The organism is Alkalihalobacterium alkalinitrilicum, assembly GCF_002019605.1.
GTDB classification, from domain to species: domain Bacteria; phylum Bacillota; class Bacilli; order Bacillales; family Bacillaceae_F; genus Alkalihalobacterium; species Alkalihalobacterium alkalinitrilicum.
On sequence record NZ_KV917368.1, the window covers coordinates 1,859,794 to 1,878,772 of the forward strand.

General features: G+C 37.9%; 13 protein-coding genes, 1 rRNA gene and 1 pseudogene. 3 read left to right on the forward strand and 12 right to left on the reverse strand.

Annotation, left to right across the window (positions count from 1 at the left end):
• Positions 1-484: 484 nt before the first annotated feature.
• Positions 485-2,037: ribosomal RNA gene (locus BK574_RS08625) — 16S ribosomal RNA — on the reverse strand.
• Positions 2,038-2,803: 766 nt separating this feature from the next.
• On the opposite strand from BK574_RS08625, the gene gndA reads away from it, so the two are divergent.
• Positions 2,804-4,216: an NADP-dependent phosphogluconate dehydrogenase gene (gndA, locus tag BK574_RS08630; RefSeq protein ID WP_078428321.1), complete on the forward strand. Its 1,413-nt coding sequence runs from the start codon at positions 2,804-2,806 to the stop codon at positions 4,214-4,216.
• A 165-nt stretch (positions 4,217-4,381) separates the two neighbouring features.
• On the opposite strand, the pseudogene BK574_RS28375 reads toward gndA, so the two are convergent.
• From BK574_RS28375 to BK574_RS08645, 3 genes and pseudogenes are all read right to left on the reverse strand, one after another.
• Positions 4,382-4,516, reverse strand: a pseudogene (locus BK574_RS28375) (cyclase family protein); the annotation flags it as partial.
• Between the two features lie 139 nt (positions 4,517-4,655).
• A complete protein-coding gene (gene zwf / locus BK574_RS08640; RefSeq protein ID WP_078428322.1) occupies positions 4,656-6,137 on the reverse strand; it encodes a glucose-6-phosphate dehydrogenase in 1,482 nt (493 codons plus the stop codon).
• 889 nt (positions 6,138-7,026) lie between these two features.
• Positions 7,027-7,749, reverse strand: a complete 723-nt coding sequence (locus BK574_RS08645; RefSeq protein WP_078428323.1) for a YwiC-like family protein — start codon at positions 7,747-7,749, stop codon at positions 7,027-7,029.
• A 310-nt stretch (positions 7,750-8,059) separates the two neighbouring features.
• Between BK574_RS08645 and BK574_RS08650 the strand changes: the two genes are divergently transcribed.
• A complete protein-coding gene (locus tag BK574_RS08650; protein WP_078428324.1) occupies positions 8,060-8,599 on the forward strand; it encodes a hypothetical protein in 540 nt (179 codons plus the stop codon).
• Between the two features lie 227 nt (positions 8,600-8,826).
• Here the strand turns inward: BK574_RS08650 and BK574_RS08655 are convergent, their stop codons facing one another.
• The 8 genes from BK574_RS08655 to BK574_RS08690 all read right to left on the reverse strand — a co-directional run bounded on the left by BK574_RS08655 (position 8,827) and on the right by BK574_RS08690 (position 18,017).
• Complete coding sequence (locus BK574_RS08655; RefSeq protein WP_078428325.1) at positions 8,827-9,537, reverse strand: Crp/Fnr family transcriptional regulator; 711 nt, start codon at positions 9,535-9,537, stop codon at positions 8,827-8,829.
• 611 nt (positions 9,538-10,148) lie between these two features.
• On the reverse strand, positions 10,149-10,346 hold the full coding sequence (locus BK574_RS08660; RefSeq protein WP_078428326.1) for a hypothetical protein: 198 nt from the start codon (positions 10,344-10,346) through the stop codon (positions 10,149-10,151).
• Positions 10,339-10,872 (reverse strand): QcrA and Rieske domain-containing protein, encoded by a 534-nt coding sequence (locus tag BK574_RS08665; protein WP_078428327.1) that lies wholly within the window; start codon positions 10,870-10,872, stop codon positions 10,339-10,341. The genes BK574_RS08660 and BK574_RS08665 overlap by 8 nt, the downstream gene beginning before the upstream one ends.
• A gap of 30 nt (positions 10,873-10,902) precedes the next feature.
• Positions 10,903-11,445, reverse strand: a complete 543-nt coding sequence (locus BK574_RS08670; RefSeq protein ID WP_078428328.1) for a 4Fe-4S dicluster domain-containing protein — start codon at positions 11,443-11,445, stop codon at positions 10,903-10,905.
• 15 nt (positions 11,446-11,460) lie between these two features.
• Entirely contained in the window at positions 11,461-13,599 is a 2,139-nt protein-coding gene (locus BK574_RS08675) for a molybdopterin oxidoreductase family protein (RefSeq protein WP_078428329.1), read from the reverse strand.
• Entirely contained in the window at positions 13,600-14,742 is a 1,143-nt protein-coding gene (locus BK574_RS08680) for an MFS transporter (protein WP_078428330.1), read from the reverse strand.
• A gap of 319 nt (positions 14,743-15,061) precedes the next feature.
• Positions 15,062-16,186, reverse strand: a complete 1,125-nt coding sequence (locus tag BK574_RS08685) for a TIGR04053 family radical SAM/SPASM domain-containing protein (protein ID WP_078428331.1) — start codon at positions 16,184-16,186, stop codon at positions 15,062-15,064.
• Positions 16,187-16,304: 118 nt separating this feature from the next.
• A complete protein-coding gene (locus BK574_RS08690) occupies positions 16,305-18,017 on the reverse strand; it encodes a methyl-accepting chemotaxis protein (protein ID WP_078428332.1) in 1,713 nt (570 codons plus the stop codon).
• A gap of 148 nt (positions 18,018-18,165) precedes the next feature.
• Here BK574_RS08690 and BK574_RS08695 point away from each other — a divergent pair, with 148 nt between their 5' ends.
• Positions 18,166-18,924 carry a P-loop NTPase gene (locus BK574_RS08695; protein WP_078428333.1) on the forward strand — a complete coding sequence of 253 codons (759 nt, stop codon included), beginning with the start codon at positions 18,166-18,168 and terminating at the stop codon, positions 18,922-18,924.
• The last annotated feature ends 55 nt before the right edge of the window (positions 18,925-18,979 follow it).

The window sequence follows — 18,979 nt, forward strand, 5'->3', positions numbered from 1 at the left end:
GTTGAATTCTTGACGACTCAAGTTACTCTTGGTTACACAATGTGCAACCCAGTGAAATCTTGATGTCATTTCTAGTCATTATCCAGTTTTCAAAGAACCACTGACGAATGATAAGCGGCGGATTACTTCGTTGGCTGCGCTCTCTGCGTTGCTCATGTACACTTTAAACGTACATTCCGCTACTCGTGAGCTTGCCGCCTCGTACTCCTTGCTTCTAATTCGTCACTTAATTTAGAAATATATCAATTGAAAGAAGTAAATTCTTTCAAAACTGAACAAGGCAACTGACTTCAATTACAACTTGAACAGTCATCTAAGTTATACTTCTTGCAGCCTTGCATCGAGGAAGCTTACTTCGAAGCGTTGCTCGTAGACACAGATGCAAAAAGTAAATCAGAGAGTTTTGAGTTCTCTCAAAACTGAACAAAAAAGACCAAAGCGTACATACTCGAAGTATGCATCGACTAGAGTAAATACTCCATAGAAAGGAGGTGATCCAGCCGCACCTTCCGATACGGCTACCTTGTTACGACTTCACCCCAATCATCTGTCCCACCTTAGGCGGCTGGCTCCAAAAGGTTACCCCACCGACTTCGGGTGTTACAAACTCTCGTGGTGTGACGGGCGGTGTGTACAAGGCCCGGGAACGTATTCACCGCGGCATGCTGATCCGCGATTACTAGCGATTCCGGCTTCATGTAGGCGAGTTGCAGCCTACAATCCGAACTGAGAATGGTTTTATGGGATTGGCTCGACCTCGCGGTTTCGCTGCCCTTTGTACCATCCATTGTAGCACGTGTGTAGCCCAGGTCATAAGGGGCATGATGATTTGACGTCATCCCCACCTTCCTCCGGTTTGTCACCGGCAGTCACCTTAGAGTGCCCAACTAAATGCTGGCAACTAAGATCAAGGGTTGCGCTCGTTGCGGGACTTAACCCAACATCTCACGACACGAGCTGACGACAACCATGCACCACCTGTCACCTTGTCCCCCGAAGGGGAACGCTCTGTCTCCAGAGGTGTCAAGGGATGTCAAGACCTGGTAAGGTTCTTCGCGTTGCTTCGAATTAAACCACATGCTCCACCGCTTGTGCGGGCCCCCGTCAATTCCTTTGAGTTTCAGCCTTGCGGCCGTACTCCCCAGGCGGAGTGCTTAATGTGTTAACTTCGGCACTAAGGGCATCGAAACCCCTAACACCTAGCACTCATCGTTTACGGCGTGGACTACCAGGGTATCTAATCCTGTTTGCTCCCCACGCTTTCGCGCCTCAGCGTCAGTTACAGACCAGAGAGTCGCCTTCGCCACTGGTGTTCCTCCACATCTCTACGCATTTCACCGCTACACGTGGAATTCCACTCTCCTCTTCTGTACTCAAGTCTTCCAGTTTCCAATGACCCTCCACGGTTGAGCCGTGGGCTTTCACATCAGACTTAAAAGACCGCCTGCGCGCGCTTTACGCCCAATAATTCCGGACAACGCTTGCCACCTACGTATTACCGCGGCTGCTGGCACGTAGTTAGCCGTGGCTTTCTGGTTAGGTACCGTCAAGGTACCGCCCTATTCGAACGGTACTTGTTCTTCCCTAACAACAGAGCTTTACGACCCGAAGGCCTTCATCACTCACGCGGCGTTGCTCCGTCAGACTTTCGTCCATTGCGGAAGATTCCCTACTGCTGCCTCCCGTAGGAGTCTGGGCCGTGTCTCAGTCCCAGTGTGGCCGATCACCCTCTCAGGTCGGCTACGCATCGTCGCCTTGGTGAGCCATTACCTCACCAACTAGCTAATGCGCCGCGGGCCCATCCCGTAGTGTTAGGTAAACCCAACTTTTACAATAACACCATGTGGTGTCATTGATTATCCGGTATTAGCTCCGGTTTCCCGAAGTTATCCCAGTCTACAGGGCAGGTTGCCCACGTGTTACTCACCCGTCCGCCGCTAACCTTTCAAGAGCAAGCTCTTGAAAGGTCCGCTCGACTTGCATGTATTAGGCACGCCGCCAGCGTTCGTCCTGAGCCAGGATCAAACTCTCCAATAAAGTGTTTGATTAAGCTCATTGTCACAAACGTGACGTTTTTAAAACATTGACGAGATATCATGTATCTCTTTATTTCGCTTGGCTTTTTGTTCAGTTTTCAAAGAACTTTATTAATCGTTGTTAGCGACAAGAATTAGATTATATCACAATAACAACTTCATTTCAACATCTTTTTTCTATTAGTTCATCATTACTTCTAAAACTTTTTATCTTGTTTCAGAAGCGATAAAATTTATTATACTAATATATTTGCGTTTTCGCAACCCTTTTTTTAAAAGAAAAATAATGCTAGGGTGAAATAATTGAATGCATCAATCAAAAAACGACAATTGTTATATTATCAAATATAAATAACACTTGCAATAGAGATAAAAGTTTTTTCAATATGCTCTAATGAAGTTTAATTCATTAAGTACGACCGCCACATCAAAAATTATGCGCAATGCTAAATTGCCTTATCTTTTATTTGATTTAATATCTAAACTCTCTTTTCTTCAATATAACTATAAAAACAGTTTTCAACATTTATACTGATCGTTCTTTACTTCATAGCTAATGCACTGCTTTATTGATGAAGTAGCATTTCATACCCAAAAAAAGATTTATTGATTTCATTGTAATAAAAGAAAGAAATACAGCAAAATATATACTATAAATAGTATAGTGTGATCGTAAGCTATAAAGATACGTTTTACATAAACACAATAGTTCGGTATTATTCTTATGTTGTCATGAAATAGGTGAACAAGAAAGGATGTAAACAGGAATGTCAAAACAACAAATTGGAGTTTTAGGTGTTGGCGTCATGGGAAAAAGTTTAGCTCTAAATTTCGAAAGTAAAGGCTATACAGTCTCCATCTATGACGTTTCATCTGAAACAGTAAAAAATATTACTCGAGAACACTCCGATAAACAAATTGCCGGCACCCATAGTATTGAAGAATTTGTACAATCTCTTGAAGTACCTCGTAAGATCTTATTAATGGTCCAAGCTGGTGAAGTAACTGACAAAGCCATTGAATCATTAATCCCTTATTTGAACGAAAAAGACATCTTAATTGATGGTGGAAATACATATTATGTAGATACGATAAGACGCAATCAATACCTGGCTGAAAAAGGCGTTCATTTTATTGGAGCGGGTGTATCAGGAGGAGAAGAAGGTGCATTAAAAGGTCCTGCAATTATGCCTGGCGGTCAAAAAGAAGCATATGATTTAGTTCAATCCATGTTAGAGGATATATCTGCTAAAGCTAATGGAGAGCCTTGTTGTACATATATTGGTCCAGACGGTGCAGGACATTACGTAAAAATGGTTCATAATGGTATAGAATACGGTGATATGCAATTAATCTGTGAAGCTTATTTTCTAATGAAGCAAGGTTTAAATTTAAATAATGACGAACTACATGAAATTTTTTCTGAGTGGAACAAAGGTGAATTAGATAGCTATTTAATTGAAATTACCGCTGACATTTTTACGAAGAAAGACTCTGAAACAGGTGAAGCAATCGTAGATTTAATTTTAGATACAGCGGGACAGAAAGGAACTGGGAAGTGGACAAGCCAAAGTTCTTTAGATCTCGGTGTACCGTTACCTATTATCACAGAGTCGGTTTTTGCTCGTTTTCTTTCTGCTATGAAGCAAGAGCGTGTGAAAGCAAGTTCCATCCTTTCAGGGCCAAACCAACCTCAATTTAAGGGAAATAAAGTAGAAATTATTGAATCAATCCGGCAAGCATTGTATTTTAGTAAAATTATTTCTTACGCACAAGGCTTTGCACAGTTAAAAGCAGCTTCCGAAGAATATGATTGGAATCTTCAATTCGGAAAAATTGCCATGATTTTTAGAGAGGGCTGTATTATTCGAGCTGGCTTCTTACAAAATATTATGGAAGCCTATGATCAAAATCCAAACTTAGAAAACCTCTTATTAGATCCATACTTCAAAGGTATTTCGGATCAATATCAAGGTGCGTTACGTGATGTGATATCGCTTGCAGTACAAAGCGGGATTCCTGTACCTACTTTGTCAGGTGCACTTTCTTATTTTGATAGCTACCGCAGCGAACGCTTACCAGCAAACCTTTTACAAGCACAACGAGATTATTTTGGAGCTCATACGTACCAACGAATTGATAAAGAAGGAACATTCCATACTCAATGGCTCGAAAAATAAGATAGGTTTCCACTAACAAAATTTTTCTCATTTCAGAAACGTACGATTCTATAAATGCAAAAGAAGCATGAGGTTCAGTACAAATCCTCATGCTTCTTCTTTTTACTTCATTAATATAATCGGTTCCTTGTGAACTGCGGATGACCCTAAACCTCTCCCTTTAGATTATAAAGATACTCCATCTATTAATAATACTCGAGCTAGTGAAGCATCTGTACCGATTAATTTTAACTGTGCAGCGACCAGCAAATAATCTTTTGCTTCTACGTCTTTTAATTGCAAGCCTTCAATCATAATAATCTGTTAAATCCAACACCTTACATGGAACGACAAGTTGTTCCAATTGCTTGTTTTTCAGGTTTATTTTTCTATACGGACATTCCTTCATAAATAGGAACACTTATATCAATTACTTTCATTTATATATCAATCCCTATTTCTATTTATTGATCTCGTTAATGGACCACCAATGATTGTTATCTTGAGATAATAATTCGTCAGCTGCTTTAGGTCCCATTGAACCTGTTTCATATGTGTGAATTTCAATTTCTCGACTTTCCCAAGTTTTTGAAATTGTATCAATAAATGTCCACGATAGATCAACTTCATCCCAGTGAGCAAAGTTCGTGGCATCCCCTAGCATGCAGTCATAAATTAGACGTTCATACGCTTCTGGCGTATTGCCAGAATCAACACAATCATTACAATAATCAAGCTGAACTGGCTCACTTCCACCTGATGCTCCAACTTTTTTGCCATTTAAGATTAATGAGATTCCTTCATCTGGTTGAATATGAATAATTAATAAATTAGGATGCACTTTCTTTTCTTGATTTAAGTATAGATTCATCGGCAAATCTTTAAATTGGACGACCACTTCTGTTGATTTTGCACGCATTCTTTTACCAGTCCTAATATAAAAAGGAACGCCAGCCCATCTATGACTGTCAATTATAAGTTTTCCCGCAACAAACGTTTCTGTATAAGATTGAGGATCCACATTCTTTTCGCTACGGTACCCTGGAACCTCTTTCCCATTGACCTTTCCTGGTCCATATTGAGCTCGAACAAAATAATCGCTCACTTTCTCATGAGGAACAGGTCTTAGTGCACGTAAAACTTTAATTTTTTCACTGCGGATTTCTTCAGGAGTTAACCGCAACGGCGGATCCATTGCTAATAAAGAAACCATTTGTAACATATGATTTTGAACCATATCACGGAGAGCGCCCGACTTTTCATAATAACCACCACGGTCCTCTACCCCTAATGTTTCACTAGAAGTGATTTGAATGTTTTCGATGTAACGATTACTCCATAAATGTTCAAAAATGGCGTTACCAAAGCGGATTACTTCGATGTTTTGAACCATTTCCTTGCCTAAATAATGATCGATACGATAAATTTCATCTTCCGAAAAAGCTTCACGAATTTCCCTATTTAACTGCTGAGCCGAGGGTAAATCATGTCCGAATGGCTTTTCAATAATAAGCCTTGTCCACCCATTAGTTTCAGTTAATCCTTCCGATTTTAAATTGGAAGCGATCATACCAAAAAATTCAGGAGCCATCGCCATATAAAAAATACGATTTCCAGGTATTTGAAACTTAGTATCTAACTCACCTAATAATGAATTTAGTTCGTGATATGACTTTTTCTCTTGCACATCAAAAGGTAAGTAATAAAAATGCTCACAAAACTGAGCGACTAATTCTTCATTTTCTGTTTGTATTAAAGATTGACTAACGGTTTCGCGCAGTGATTCATTTGTCCAGGGACGTCTTCCTAACCCAACAACTGCAAATTCTGCAGACAACTTATTCGCCTTGAACAAATTAAAAATTGAAGGATAAAGTTTTCGTTTTGCCAAGTCACCAGTAGCACCAAATATTATTAAAGTCGTTTTCGGTTTCATATTCATTTATAAAAGCCTCTCTTATCTTCAGAACTATATTTCTTTTTTTGGGACCTCTTGTAGGAAATTAAAACTTACAGTGAGACCAGGGATAGATTCAAGAAAAAGATTGAATTAGCAACCCTTCTAATAATTTCTCCTGATAACCTTTAATTTATCAGCACAACTATCTGTAAAAAATCATTCCGTAAAATTCACAACATTTTCAATTCTAGTCGAGCATTTTATTAAAATCAATCTATTTGTTCCATTTTTACAGTGTGAACGATAAGAGAGCTTATTTTAACTGACTTTTCTTTTATAGAACGCAGTTGACAATTCTTCCATACATAAATAAGCTATATTTATTAGAATATTCATAAAAGTTTAATAATATGGATATAATTGAAAAAAGAACCACCTATTCATTTGATCGTTTTCTACAAGCACGTGACCAACTTGATCACTTAAACAATCCTTTTTACATCGTGTTCTTGACTCCTACACGCAAGAATATAAAATTTACGAAACAGAAAAATGAAAGCGTTCTCAAATGAAACTTCCACTCGTTGGCGTAAGTTCACTGAAGAAAATGCGCGTGTTGAAAATCACCCTAGAATCAGGCACTTTGATGCGCACAATCACCGTATTGATCAAATTATTCGTCCTTTCCAAATAAACGTAACATCACAACTGCAAGAAAATGGACCCAATATCTCGAAGGTTTATATCTCATGTTTCAAGAAGATTTATTAACCAACATTCAAGATAATGATATCATACCTAATGAGCTTCTCACCTCTGTGTATTAACCAAATTAAGCTATCATTATGACAACAAGACGAAAATTTTTTTTTTATACTTGATATTAAGTTAATCCCCACTAAAGATGACAACCATCTTTAGCGGGGATTACTTATGTGAGAAACACGACTAATAGAACTATAAAAGCAACACTGTTTCCCATTTCAATCAAACCTAATGTCATTGGTTTGATTTTTTTATTCCTTGGCATGATCCATGTTTTTAATGAGCTTACAGCTAAGGCTAAAGCAATAAAAGGTAGACCAAATAAGAGTGGTATTATAATTAAGCTACTATGATAAATGTTCGAAAGTTTATGAAAGTGTTGGTTTCCTCGTTCCCGAATGAAAGTCTTAATGTGAAACACACTACCAATGAAAAAACATAAATTTACGAGCATGAGCATATACGCTTGGATCGGAATTTCACGATTACCGATATAAAATGCAATTAGGACTAAAAATGAAAAGCCGAAGATAGCTATAACATCATTAATAAATAAACGTTCTTTTTTTTGCTTTGCAAACCATAAATTCACAGCGAAGAACGGACTAATGAAAAGGAACAACACCATTAAAAAAGGAAGTTGAATAATGATTGGAATGAAGAATAGACTCCCAATAATGGTATATAATCCGATGGCAGGAAGAACGCTCTTTCCTAATCTAGGTTGTCTAATATACGCAAGAATTGGACCTGTCGCAAAGTAAAAGCTTAATATCCCGATAAAGAAAAAGAGATGGGTCCAGTTCGTCGTGCTAAACAGAATACCCAATAAATACGGAACAATTAACATTGCCCACGCCCCATGTTCACGAGGAATAAACCAGTTCATTTTCACCCCGCCTTTCTTTTTTTTCCTTAATCACAAAAGTGTGCAGTTTAATTGGGTATACTGGCGCTAATCTCAAGTAAAGCTGTTCAGCAAAGCTTCAGATAGGGAGAATGGCGCCAGTTACTGGGGGAGAAAAAGATCTGCTCTTTATTCAGCAGTATCTTATACACATACTTTAACAAATAGTTTGATGTGGTGAAGTGAAATTCATCACACTTCAATTTATTTTTTTGTGTGATTTTTTGCACTGTCACAATAGAGAAGGTTTGCTAAAGTAAAAGAAGCACATAAGGTAGAAAGGATGTTAATTATGTTATACGTAACAATTTCATATAAACAAATGAATCCTATGGAGATTTCGTTCGAAGGATCAGTTGTTAATCATACAACGGAACAACTAAAAATCAAACTTGATCGCAACAATGACTTAAATATAGTACATCATTCAAACGAGAAATATTGGTTTCTTTCATTTCCTCCTGAGTTGGATTTAGTCGAATTTGATACTATTCATCGATTAATTGTTGAGCTTTCCAATCATTGTGATGACGCAATGGTCGACGATACTCGAGCTTTTATGGGATATTTGATAGACGGAGGACAAGCGTTTATTTACAATCAATATACCGAGTGGCGTGAATTTATTTTAAAAGCGAAATACCGTTCAATGGAAGGACAAAAAGTAGAAATCTTTTCTGGAAGCGAAAAATTAGCGGACGGAATTTTAGTCGATTACGAACTACGTGATCATCAATCTTTTCAAATCAAAAGTATTACGTTATTGACTCAATTTGGTGAAAGAGTTTTTGCACATGAGCTCTCGATAGCTGCGACAGGAGAATTTTTCTAAAGTTTTCAGGCAGCATATGATTAACCATTTTTTATTAAGGCGATTGATATTGCTTTGGGATATAGCCAAGCAAGCAGGTGCTTGGCTATTTGGGTATCTGCAAACACTCATCACTTTGTGAAAATCACTCTTCCCATTCACATCAAACAAAACAAAAGAGGCTGACTCCAATGACTCGCAAACCTCAAAATAGAGGAGTGGGAAACACCTATAGTCAACCTTTCTTCTTAAATTGTACATATCTCAACAGGACAGTCACCGCAATGTAGGTAATCTTTTAGGAATTGCATGTCTTTAATAACAATATGCCCTTCCTCAAGTTCAATGATATCTTCTTTCTTTAGATCATTGAGCATACGATTTACACTTTCTCTTGACGTACCAATAAAATTAGCTAAGTCCTGATTCGTTAAGTTTACATTAATTTTCACACCACTATCATGTTCTAAACCGTAAGAGTTAGAAAAGCGAATTAATGTTGAATAAATTGCACCTGTTTTTCCACATAATAAAAGGTCACGGAATTTAGCTTGTGTAGATTGTGTGTGCCTCGTAAACCACTTCATAAATGCCATCGCAATTTCACCATTTTGGCAAAATAACGCTTCTAGATGTGTACGTTCGAACCGTATAAGTTCTGCTTTTTCAACCACCTTCGCTGTTACGCTAATCGCCATTTCATTGAATAAGCCAACTTCACCGACCAGTTCATCTTTTTGTTTTAAATGTACCGAGAATTCTTTTCCATCAATCGTCATTTTACTTAAACTAACTTGACCCGATCGAACTAAATAAACAAATTCAGGGTAATCTCCTTCAACAAAAAGAACTGTACCCACATCTGCGATCACAGGTGTCCCTGCATCCAGTAGGATCTGCTGGTTTTCAGGAGACAATTCACTGAAAAACCTTTTCATTTCTACCGCTCGCTTCTCCACTATAGCTTCACTCCAATTTTACTTTCTTTTTATACATCATTAATTTTCATCTTGTTTTTACAGTTATAATAAAAATGGTATTTTATTGTCAGTCATCCAGTTCATTTCCATAATTTATGGATAACCTCCATATTTAATCATCAACCTTAATATTTTTATAACCTTTTCACTGTAAATACTGTAATTACATAAAAAGTTCTTATTGATGATGATACGCTAGCTTTTAGCTATTATCAATCGGTGAAATCCCTGAAAAATTCGGGGTTATTTTTCCTAATTATGACGCTTGTTGTCTAAAGGGAATGTTTGAATACAGTCCCTTATAACCTTATGAGCTTTAACATTATCGTTGAAATCTTATTCGTGTCCAAAACTCTTTCATACTTCATTTAATATATTTTCCCCACAAATGAGATCTTTTTATTAAAAAAAAGAACGGCAATTGATTTATATTATTTGGGTATGAAAGAAATCTTTCTATTACATCTTATCTTTCCAGGACAGGTTAAACTTTTTGGTAATAAATTAGTTTTTTCATTATTTTTTATCATGCACTATATGTATTCGATTTGTGAGTAAATGAAAAGCCAACAAGATTGTTGGCTTTTCATTTACTCACTGGTATATTCTAATTTACGCCATTTCAAAAATGTGATAAATGCGATTATCGCTGAAACAACACCAACTATAGTATATCCATAAATTTTTTCATATTCTAATCCTAAATAAGCCTCAATCGTCCATTGCAGCATGACGACATTTATCGCGATAGTTATAAATATAATACCCCAACATATTTTTTTACCCATGGCGAACTTTCCTTCCAATTGCATAAACGACTCCGTTTGAAATATCGATTTCAATTAATGGGAGTTCACGCTGAGGTGGTCCTGCCATCGGCTGCCCACTATGTAGATCAAAATAGCCTTTGTGACACGGACATACTAATTCTTCTTTCTCAGGCTCATAGAAAACAGGACACATTAAGTGTGGGCACGCACTATTATACGCTAACCAATCACCATTTTTCGTATGAATTAATAAAGCTGGATCGTTGTCAGTTGGATATTTAAATGTTACCGAGCTTCCTTTTGGTACATCGGCTGTCTTAGCAATCTCCGTTCGCTCAAACTCTTCTTCAGCCATTCCGAGCATCGCCCTTACTGAAAATGGAACTGTTGCAAGTCCTAGTGCAATTGATGTCCCTACTGCAGTTTTTAAAAAGGCACGGCGATTAAATTTCATATCATCATCGCGATTTAAATTATCGACGAGATTAATCATGTCATCGTTACTATCTTTTTTATTTAGACCGAGTTTCTTTTTATCTGTCATCTCTATCCCTCCTCTGGTCTTGAAATCTTATTAATCTGAATATACTCCGAAAAACTCAGGTACATATTGCCATTTATCTTGCTCAGTAGGTTTTTTTCCTTCAATTAAATTCATTTGTGTACGACGTCTTCGTAACGCTTGCATTTCATCAAAGTCGATAAAGCGAATGGCATCACTTGGACAAACTGATGCACACATCGGGGAAATCCCGTATTGCGTTCTGTCGTAACACATATCACATTTGTACATTTTATTTTCTTCAAAATCGAATTTAGGTATTCCGAATGGACATCCAAATGTACAGTTTCGACAACCGATACACTTTTCTTCCATTGCCGAGAGTACAACACCTTCTTCTGTAATTTGGATCGCATTTGCTGGACATACACGTGCACAAGCTGGATCTTTACATTGCATACAGAGCATTGGGAACGTATGTCTGCTCTCCATGAAGTCAACATATTCTACATAGTTCCGCTCTTTCGCATCATGCCCACCACATTCGCGGCACGCCGCTTGACACGAGCGGCAGCCGATACACCTTTCAAACTCTAAATACATGACTTTTTTCATTTTGCAAACACTCCTCTATTTCGTTTCGTTTAAGGCCTTTTTCATTTTTACCGAACATACTTTAAATTCAGGCATTCTTGAAACTGGATCCAATGCTGGGTTAGTTAACTGGTTAATCGCAAGTTCTTTTCCCCAATGGTAAGGAACAAATACAGTATCTTCTCGGATTGCTTTTGTTAAGCGTACATCCAACTCCATTTCTGAACGCCTTGTTGTTAATGTCACTTTGTCTCCATTCGCAAGTCCATATTGACTAGCAAGGGCTGGGTGCATTTCCGCATATGGTGTTGGGCATTGCTCCATTAAAAATTTCGTTCGTCTCGTTTGACTTCCTGATAAAAAGTGGAAGACTACGCGTCCAGTTGTTAAATACAATGGGAACTCTTCATCGGGTACTTCACCTGAGTCGCGGTAGTCAACGATTGGAAGAATAGCTTTACCATCTGGTGTTCCAAATTTTTCTTTAAACATCGTCGGTGTTCCAGGATGATCCTCAGAAGGACAAGGCCAAAATACTCCGTCTTCGTTATCAATTCGTTCATACGTAATTCCGTAATAATCCGCTTTACCACCTTTAGATGCTAAACGGAACTCATCAAAGATTTCACGTGGATTGTTATAGTTAAATAAATGACCTTTATCCATACGCTCTGCGATCACCTTCATAATTTGCCAATCTGTTTTTGACTCACCAATTGGATCTTTTACTTTACGAATACGAATCACACGACCTTCGAGGTTTGTTGTCGTTCCTTCATCTTCTGCCCAAGAAGTAACTGGAAGAATAACATCAGCAAATTCCGCTGTCTCTGACATAAAGAAGTCACTCACGACTAAGAAATCTAATTTTCTAAATCCATTCCAAATATGTTCAAGGTTAGGTGCAGATACGGCTGGGTTACTACACATCACGTGCATCCCGCGAATGCGCCCTTCTTCAATTTCATCAAACATCTCATAAGCAGATACTCCTGCTTTTGGCATATCTGCAGGGTCAATACCCCATACGCTAGACACGTATTTTACCGCTTCAGGATCTGATATTTTACGATAACCTGGTAATGCATCTGCTTTTTGACCATGCTCACGTCCTCCTTGACCGTTCGCTTGACCTGTAAAAGTAGCTACACCTGAGGCAAATTTGCCAATTTGTCCTCTTAATAGTGCCATTGATGTGTAAAGACGTACATTGTCGACACCTTTTGATTGCTGTTCAATTCCACGAGCAAACATGACAACGGAACGAGGAGATCGTCCAAAGATATGTGCTGCTTTCACAAGTTTTTCAATCGTAATTCCTGTGATTTCAGATGTAAATTCAGGAGTAAAATGCTCGACAGCTTGTTTCAATTCTTCATAATTGTTACAACGCTCATTCACATATGCTTCATCTACATACCCTTCTTTGATAAGAAGGTGAAGCATTCCACTAGCTAATGTGTCATCTGTTCCAGGTCTTAAATCGAGATGAACATCGGCAATTCGAGCGGTTGGTGTTTCACGCGGATCAGCTACAATCATCTTTGCTCCTTTATCTCTTGCTTTCCATAACCATTGAATACTCGTTGGGTGACATTCTGCTGTGTTTGACCCTGCCATAAAGAAACAATCGGTATGCTCTAACTCTGGCCAAGGTAAAGTTGAACCTCGATCGGTTCCAAGGGTTGCCATAAACCCACCTGCAGCCGAACTCATACAGAAACGGCCATTGTAATCCACGTAACGAGTACCTAATACCGCTCGTGCATATTTACCAACGAGGTAACATTTTTCGTTTGTCATCGATACACCACCGAATACACTTAGCGCATCTTTTCCATGTTCTTTTTGAAGCTTTTTAAAGTTCTTCTCAATAAGGTCAAGCGCTTCATCCCAAGTCGCTTCTACAAATTGTCCGTTCTTTTTGATCAGAGGTTTTGTAATTCGCTCCTCATGATCAATCGTTTGGTATGCTGTCACACCTTTAGGACACATTTTTCCTAATGTTACTGGCCAATCATAACGAGGTTCAACACCAACAACTTTATTTGTTTTTTCATCTAAACGAATATGCATTCCACACTGCATTCCACAATAACAACAATGAGTTGTTATTAGCTTTTCACCTTCATGAATTAAGTTTTTAACTCCGTCTTTTACAAGATAATCTGTCATTTACTTCTCCCCCTCATTTGTTCGATCATAAAAGTCTTCTGTACGTTTGCGACCAAACCCAGGTATATGAATACCGTTATTCGTTTGGATCGGCCCAAATGGATTTCCAGCTGCATTTTCTAGATTTAATTGACTCATGACTCGCATTCTTCTACGGCAAGATGGACAATAATCAGCTAAATACGATCCATCTTTCAGTTGTAAATCAAATGCTTGTGCTCCTAAAATGTCTTTTACATCATCAATTTGATCGTCACTACTATAAGACGTGCCACATTTTTTACATGGTCGAGTATCAACTTGAAGCTGTTCTTGGTAATTCATTGGTACAGCTGCCGCTAATGGACGAATTGGTAAATGAAACAGCTTTCCGAATGGGAAGTAGACGAGAAAGATGACGACTGTTACTTGATGAATAAGTGTTAAATATTGGTGCATATAGCCACCCATAAATTTATAAGAAAGCGTTAAAACCAATCCAGATACTGTTACAGCTAACAGCATATATAATGGAAACAAATCAAATTCAAATCGTTGTCCTACTTGTACGTTTTTGTCTTTTGCTCGACGGATCATCATCATTACGACCCCAGCTAGTACCATTAATGCAGTAATATTTAAGCCGTTGTAAACAAGTTCCGCAAATAGTCCATTTGCTGCCATTTGTAGCGTTGGTATCCCAAAGACAACGATTTGATACGTTTCAGGATCAACGAGACTAAAGTGCACCCATCCGAACGTTAGTCCGAAGGTGATCCCAAAGGAACCGATACAGCCCCAAGCTACAAGCCAGTGTTGAATTCCACGATAAATTCCGCGCTTAAAGATAAACTTTTGAAAAATAATATTATCCACTAATGTTTTTGCTATTGCTTTTACGTTACGTTTCTGTCTTTTTCTTGTTTTTAAATTTTTGATCGTGCGTTTAATGACTTGGTGTGTTGCTGGACGGATCACCCATGAGCAAATTCTTACAGTCAATCCAATTGCAAATACGAACGACGAAATGAGATATCCGAAAAGCATCATATCTACGTGCGTAAACTGTTTCGTCCCTATCCACATCGTAAAAATTAATACTAAGACAACAATAAAAGCATACATGCTTGTTTTTGAATAAAAGGATCTTTCCAATTGGTTCATCCTAGTCACTCCCCCTGTGCTAAATCACAATTTGTTTTGTTAAATTTATTGTAGAGGCTACGCGATTTTGACACTGTGAATTTTTTCACACGAGGATAGAAAATATCGTGACAAAATAATGGCAGAAAGATTTCAGCTCGCCTTTTTTTAGTAAAAGGCTTGTATTTACTAGGGGCAAAGCATGATAGGAAGAAGATGTGAACTTTGTGACACATTTGATGAAATGATTAATGAAAATCCTAACTATTACTGCCAGTTGTTACGGGATAAAAAAGAGCCTCAATCAAAGATTGAAACTCTTGGAGCATGCCACACAGGCCTATTGAACCAATGCTGCAGGAATATAATCACAACTTGGATCACTTTCCAAGTAATCGCCATGCACCGCTAAGGCACGTGCCCTAGAGCCTCCACATATCTCTTTGTATTCACAAAGTCCGCATTTTCCTTTTAATAAAGATTTATCACGTAACTCTTTCATAACAGATGAATTCTGGTAAATATCTAGCAATGACTGCTCGCGGACATTGCCACATTTTACTGGTAAAAAACCGCTCGGGTATACATCCCCAATATGACTAATGAAGACAAAACCATCTCCATCATTTACGCCTTTTGGGGCTCGTCCAAGAACATCGACATGTTTGACTGGTTTTTTAATGCCGTTAGGGTCACTTCCTGAATGTTGTATATTGCCTTGGGGGCCAGCCCCTTTTTGATTTTGAAAAAATACCCTACGATAATGAGGGGCTTCTGTCGCTTTAACGTGATATGGCATTTTTTCTTGAACAGTTACTAACCACTTCATCACTTCTTCATGTTGCTTTGGTGTCAGCATGTCTTTTTGCTGTGCTCGTCCTGTCGGAATTAAGAAAAATAAGCTCCAAAGGACTGCGCCCATTTCTTTTACTTTTTCACTAATTCGTTCTAAATCATCAATATTATAATTCGAGACCGTTGTATTAATTTGAATAGGAATGTTCAATTCTTTTAAATAAGAAATTCCTTTCATCGTACGGTCAAAAGAACCGTTGATGCCTCTAAAGTAATCATGGATTTCAGCATTCGATCCATCTAAACTAAATGCCCACCTCGATAACCCGACGTTTTTTGCTTGCTCAACAGCCGCTTGTGTTACTTTAGGTGTTGCACTCGGCGTCATTGACACCGCTAATTTTTTTTCATTAATCGCATATTGAGCTAATTTAAATAAATCAGGTCGCATAAGAGGGTCTCCGCCTGTAAATACAAACAGTGGGTTATTCATCTCAGCGATTTGATCGATTACTTTTTTTCCCTCATCAAAAGATAGCTGTCTAGGGTCCGCTTGATATTGTGCTTCTGCGCGACAGTGAAGACATCTTAATGCACATGCTCTTGTGACTTCCCATATAACGATGAAAGGAAATTGATCGTAAGTCAGTTTCTTCTCTAGTGTATTCATAGCGAATCTACTCCTTCTCCAGCAAAATAATGCTTCTACTTACACTATAAGAGAATTAATGACATTTGACTGTGAACTCCATCACAATGTTTCAACAGTTTATTAATTACCTGATCACTTATTCTTTTAGTTTAAAATGGTTAATTTTTTCTTGTAGTCTATCTGCCATCGACGTTAGTTGACTAGATGCTGCTCTTACTTCTTGCATGGCTGCTGTTTGTTGTTCGGTCGAGTCAGCAACAAAATTTGTATGGTCAGCGTGACGCTCAGATATGGCGACGATCATTTTTGTTAATTCTACAATTTTGCGAATTTCACCATTCATTTCTTTCAGCCTTTGACTAATTGAATACACATCACTCGTAATTTCATTAATCGTATCTGCAATGTCATGGAATGATGATCCTGCTTGGTTCATTACATAAATCCCATCAGTAACTGCCTTGTCTCCTTCTGAAGAGGTTTTAACAGCTGCTGTTGTTTCTTGTTGAATTTGGGAAATCAAATGACTAATTTCTTTCGTTGCAGATGATGATTGTTCTGCTAGTTTCCGTACTTCATCCGCAACAACGGCAAATCCTTTTCCATGATCACCTGCTCTTGCGGCCTCAATCGCTGCATTTAAAGCGAGTAAGTTCGTTTGATCGGCAATAGCGGTAATCATGGAGATGATTTCGTTAATTTGTTCTGATTTTTGATCCAGGCCGTTCATTGTTTTTTTCATAGAAACTGAGTTTTGTTTTATCATTTCCATTTGCTCAATGGCACGTTTAATAACTTCATCACCTGTACCTGCTTTTTGATTTGCAAGCGTGGAAACTTCTGTGGTGCTATTCATTCGTTCGAGTACTTTTTGCATATCATTTGATATATCAGTAACTACTTCATTAATATGATTTGATTTACGAACTTGTTGTTGAGAATCCTCTTGAATGCTTTTTATTCGTTCTGTGTTTTGTTCGGTAGCCATCGTTACGTGCTCGGCTTGATCAAATAACTGTTCGGACGTTCCTGCCACCTGCTGTGAACTTTTAGAAACATCCCCTACAATTTCTTTTAACTGATCGACCATATTATTAAAGTCATTCGCCAATTCACCAATTTCATCATTTCGCTTTGTCGTTAATCTCGGTGCTGTTAAATCTCCTTGGGCAATTTTTCTTGCGTATATAATAAAGTTGGAAATAGGTTTCATCGTTCTACCAACAAACCAAATCGTGACTGCTGTCGAAATGAGTACGGGAATAATTCCAAAAAGAATCCCGCCTTTTACCATATCCCACGTTCTTTCATGAACGATGCTCGCATCAAAATCAATGGCACTGATCGCAATCATTTCCTTACTCGGGTCATGATCTTTAAATATTGGTGCATAACCTGTTAAACGTTTCATTCCGCCATATTCATAAATATCAGAATAATGCGGATGCCCCATCGATTTCATCATATTTAAAGCTTCTTCATCTAAAAAAAACATATCTCCTGCTTGAAAACCTTGCGCCTGCATATTGACATCAGCGACTAAGATTTGCCCTTCAAGCGATAAAATATATTGCGTTTCAAAAATATCTTTATGATCGACAGTCCAACTAATCAATTGTCCTATTTCATCAGACTTTGAAAAGTCTCCTTGAGCGATTTCTTCAATTTCACTTGGATTTAAAAGACCTGTCGTGATGTTTGCACATCCATACAATTCAATCGCTGCTGCTTCTTTTACCTTTTCATAAATAATACGATAGTTAGAAATAGAAATAATTGTCATTGAAATAAATATTGTAGTAAAAATAATTAACCCTAGTTTTACTGTTACGCCATTTTTTCTCTTCATCTTATCACCCTCTAATTCTAGTTACTTTTAATAGGATTGTAATCGTTATTCGGACTTTTGGTTGTGAGAAAAGTCACATCCTAATTAGCCAAATGGTAATAAAATAAAATCGTACCTCATGTACATCAAAAATTAGGAGTGAAAAAAGATGATTACTGGAAATGTAATTGCTGTTACTAGTGGTAAAGGTGGAGTGGGAAAATCAACGGTTTCGGTTAATCTAGCTCTTGCTTTAACGCGCTTAAATAAAAGAGTGGCTATCATAGATTTAGATATTTATGGATTTAGTGTGCCGAAAATGTTAAACATTACAGATCGACCGAAAACAATTAATAACAAAATTATTCCTGTTGGTTCTCATGGATTAAGTGTCATGTCGACAGGTTTTATGGTTCGAGGAAACAACCCGATAGTTTGGAGGGGACCAATGCTCGGACGAATGGTTGAACACTTTTTCAAAGATGTAATTTGGGGACAACTAGACTATGTTATTTTAGATATGCCACCAGGAACGGGAGACGTTGCTCTAGATCTCAACCACTTACTCCCTAACTGTAAGGAAATTATCGTTACGACACCACATCCGACCGCTACACATGTAGCCGAACGCGCTGGAACAATGGCTCAAAATACAAACCATGAAATTTTAGGCGTTATTGAAAATATGTCCTATTTCTCGCCTCCAATTGAAAATGCTGAAAAATACTATCTTTTTGGCAAAGGTGGCGGCAACACGTTAGCAAAAACATTGGATACAACCGTACTAGCATCACTTCCAATGTCCATTCCAAACGAAAATGGCGAAGTCCCTACGATTTATGATGAAACATCTAATTTATTTATTCACTACAATGACTTAGCTTGTAAAGTTGAAGAATTAACGGTAACTAAAGCTAGTGTGAATTAGCCATATGAAAACAAGAAACTTTATAAGAAAAAAGCCGCTCTTAAGGAAAAAAAGT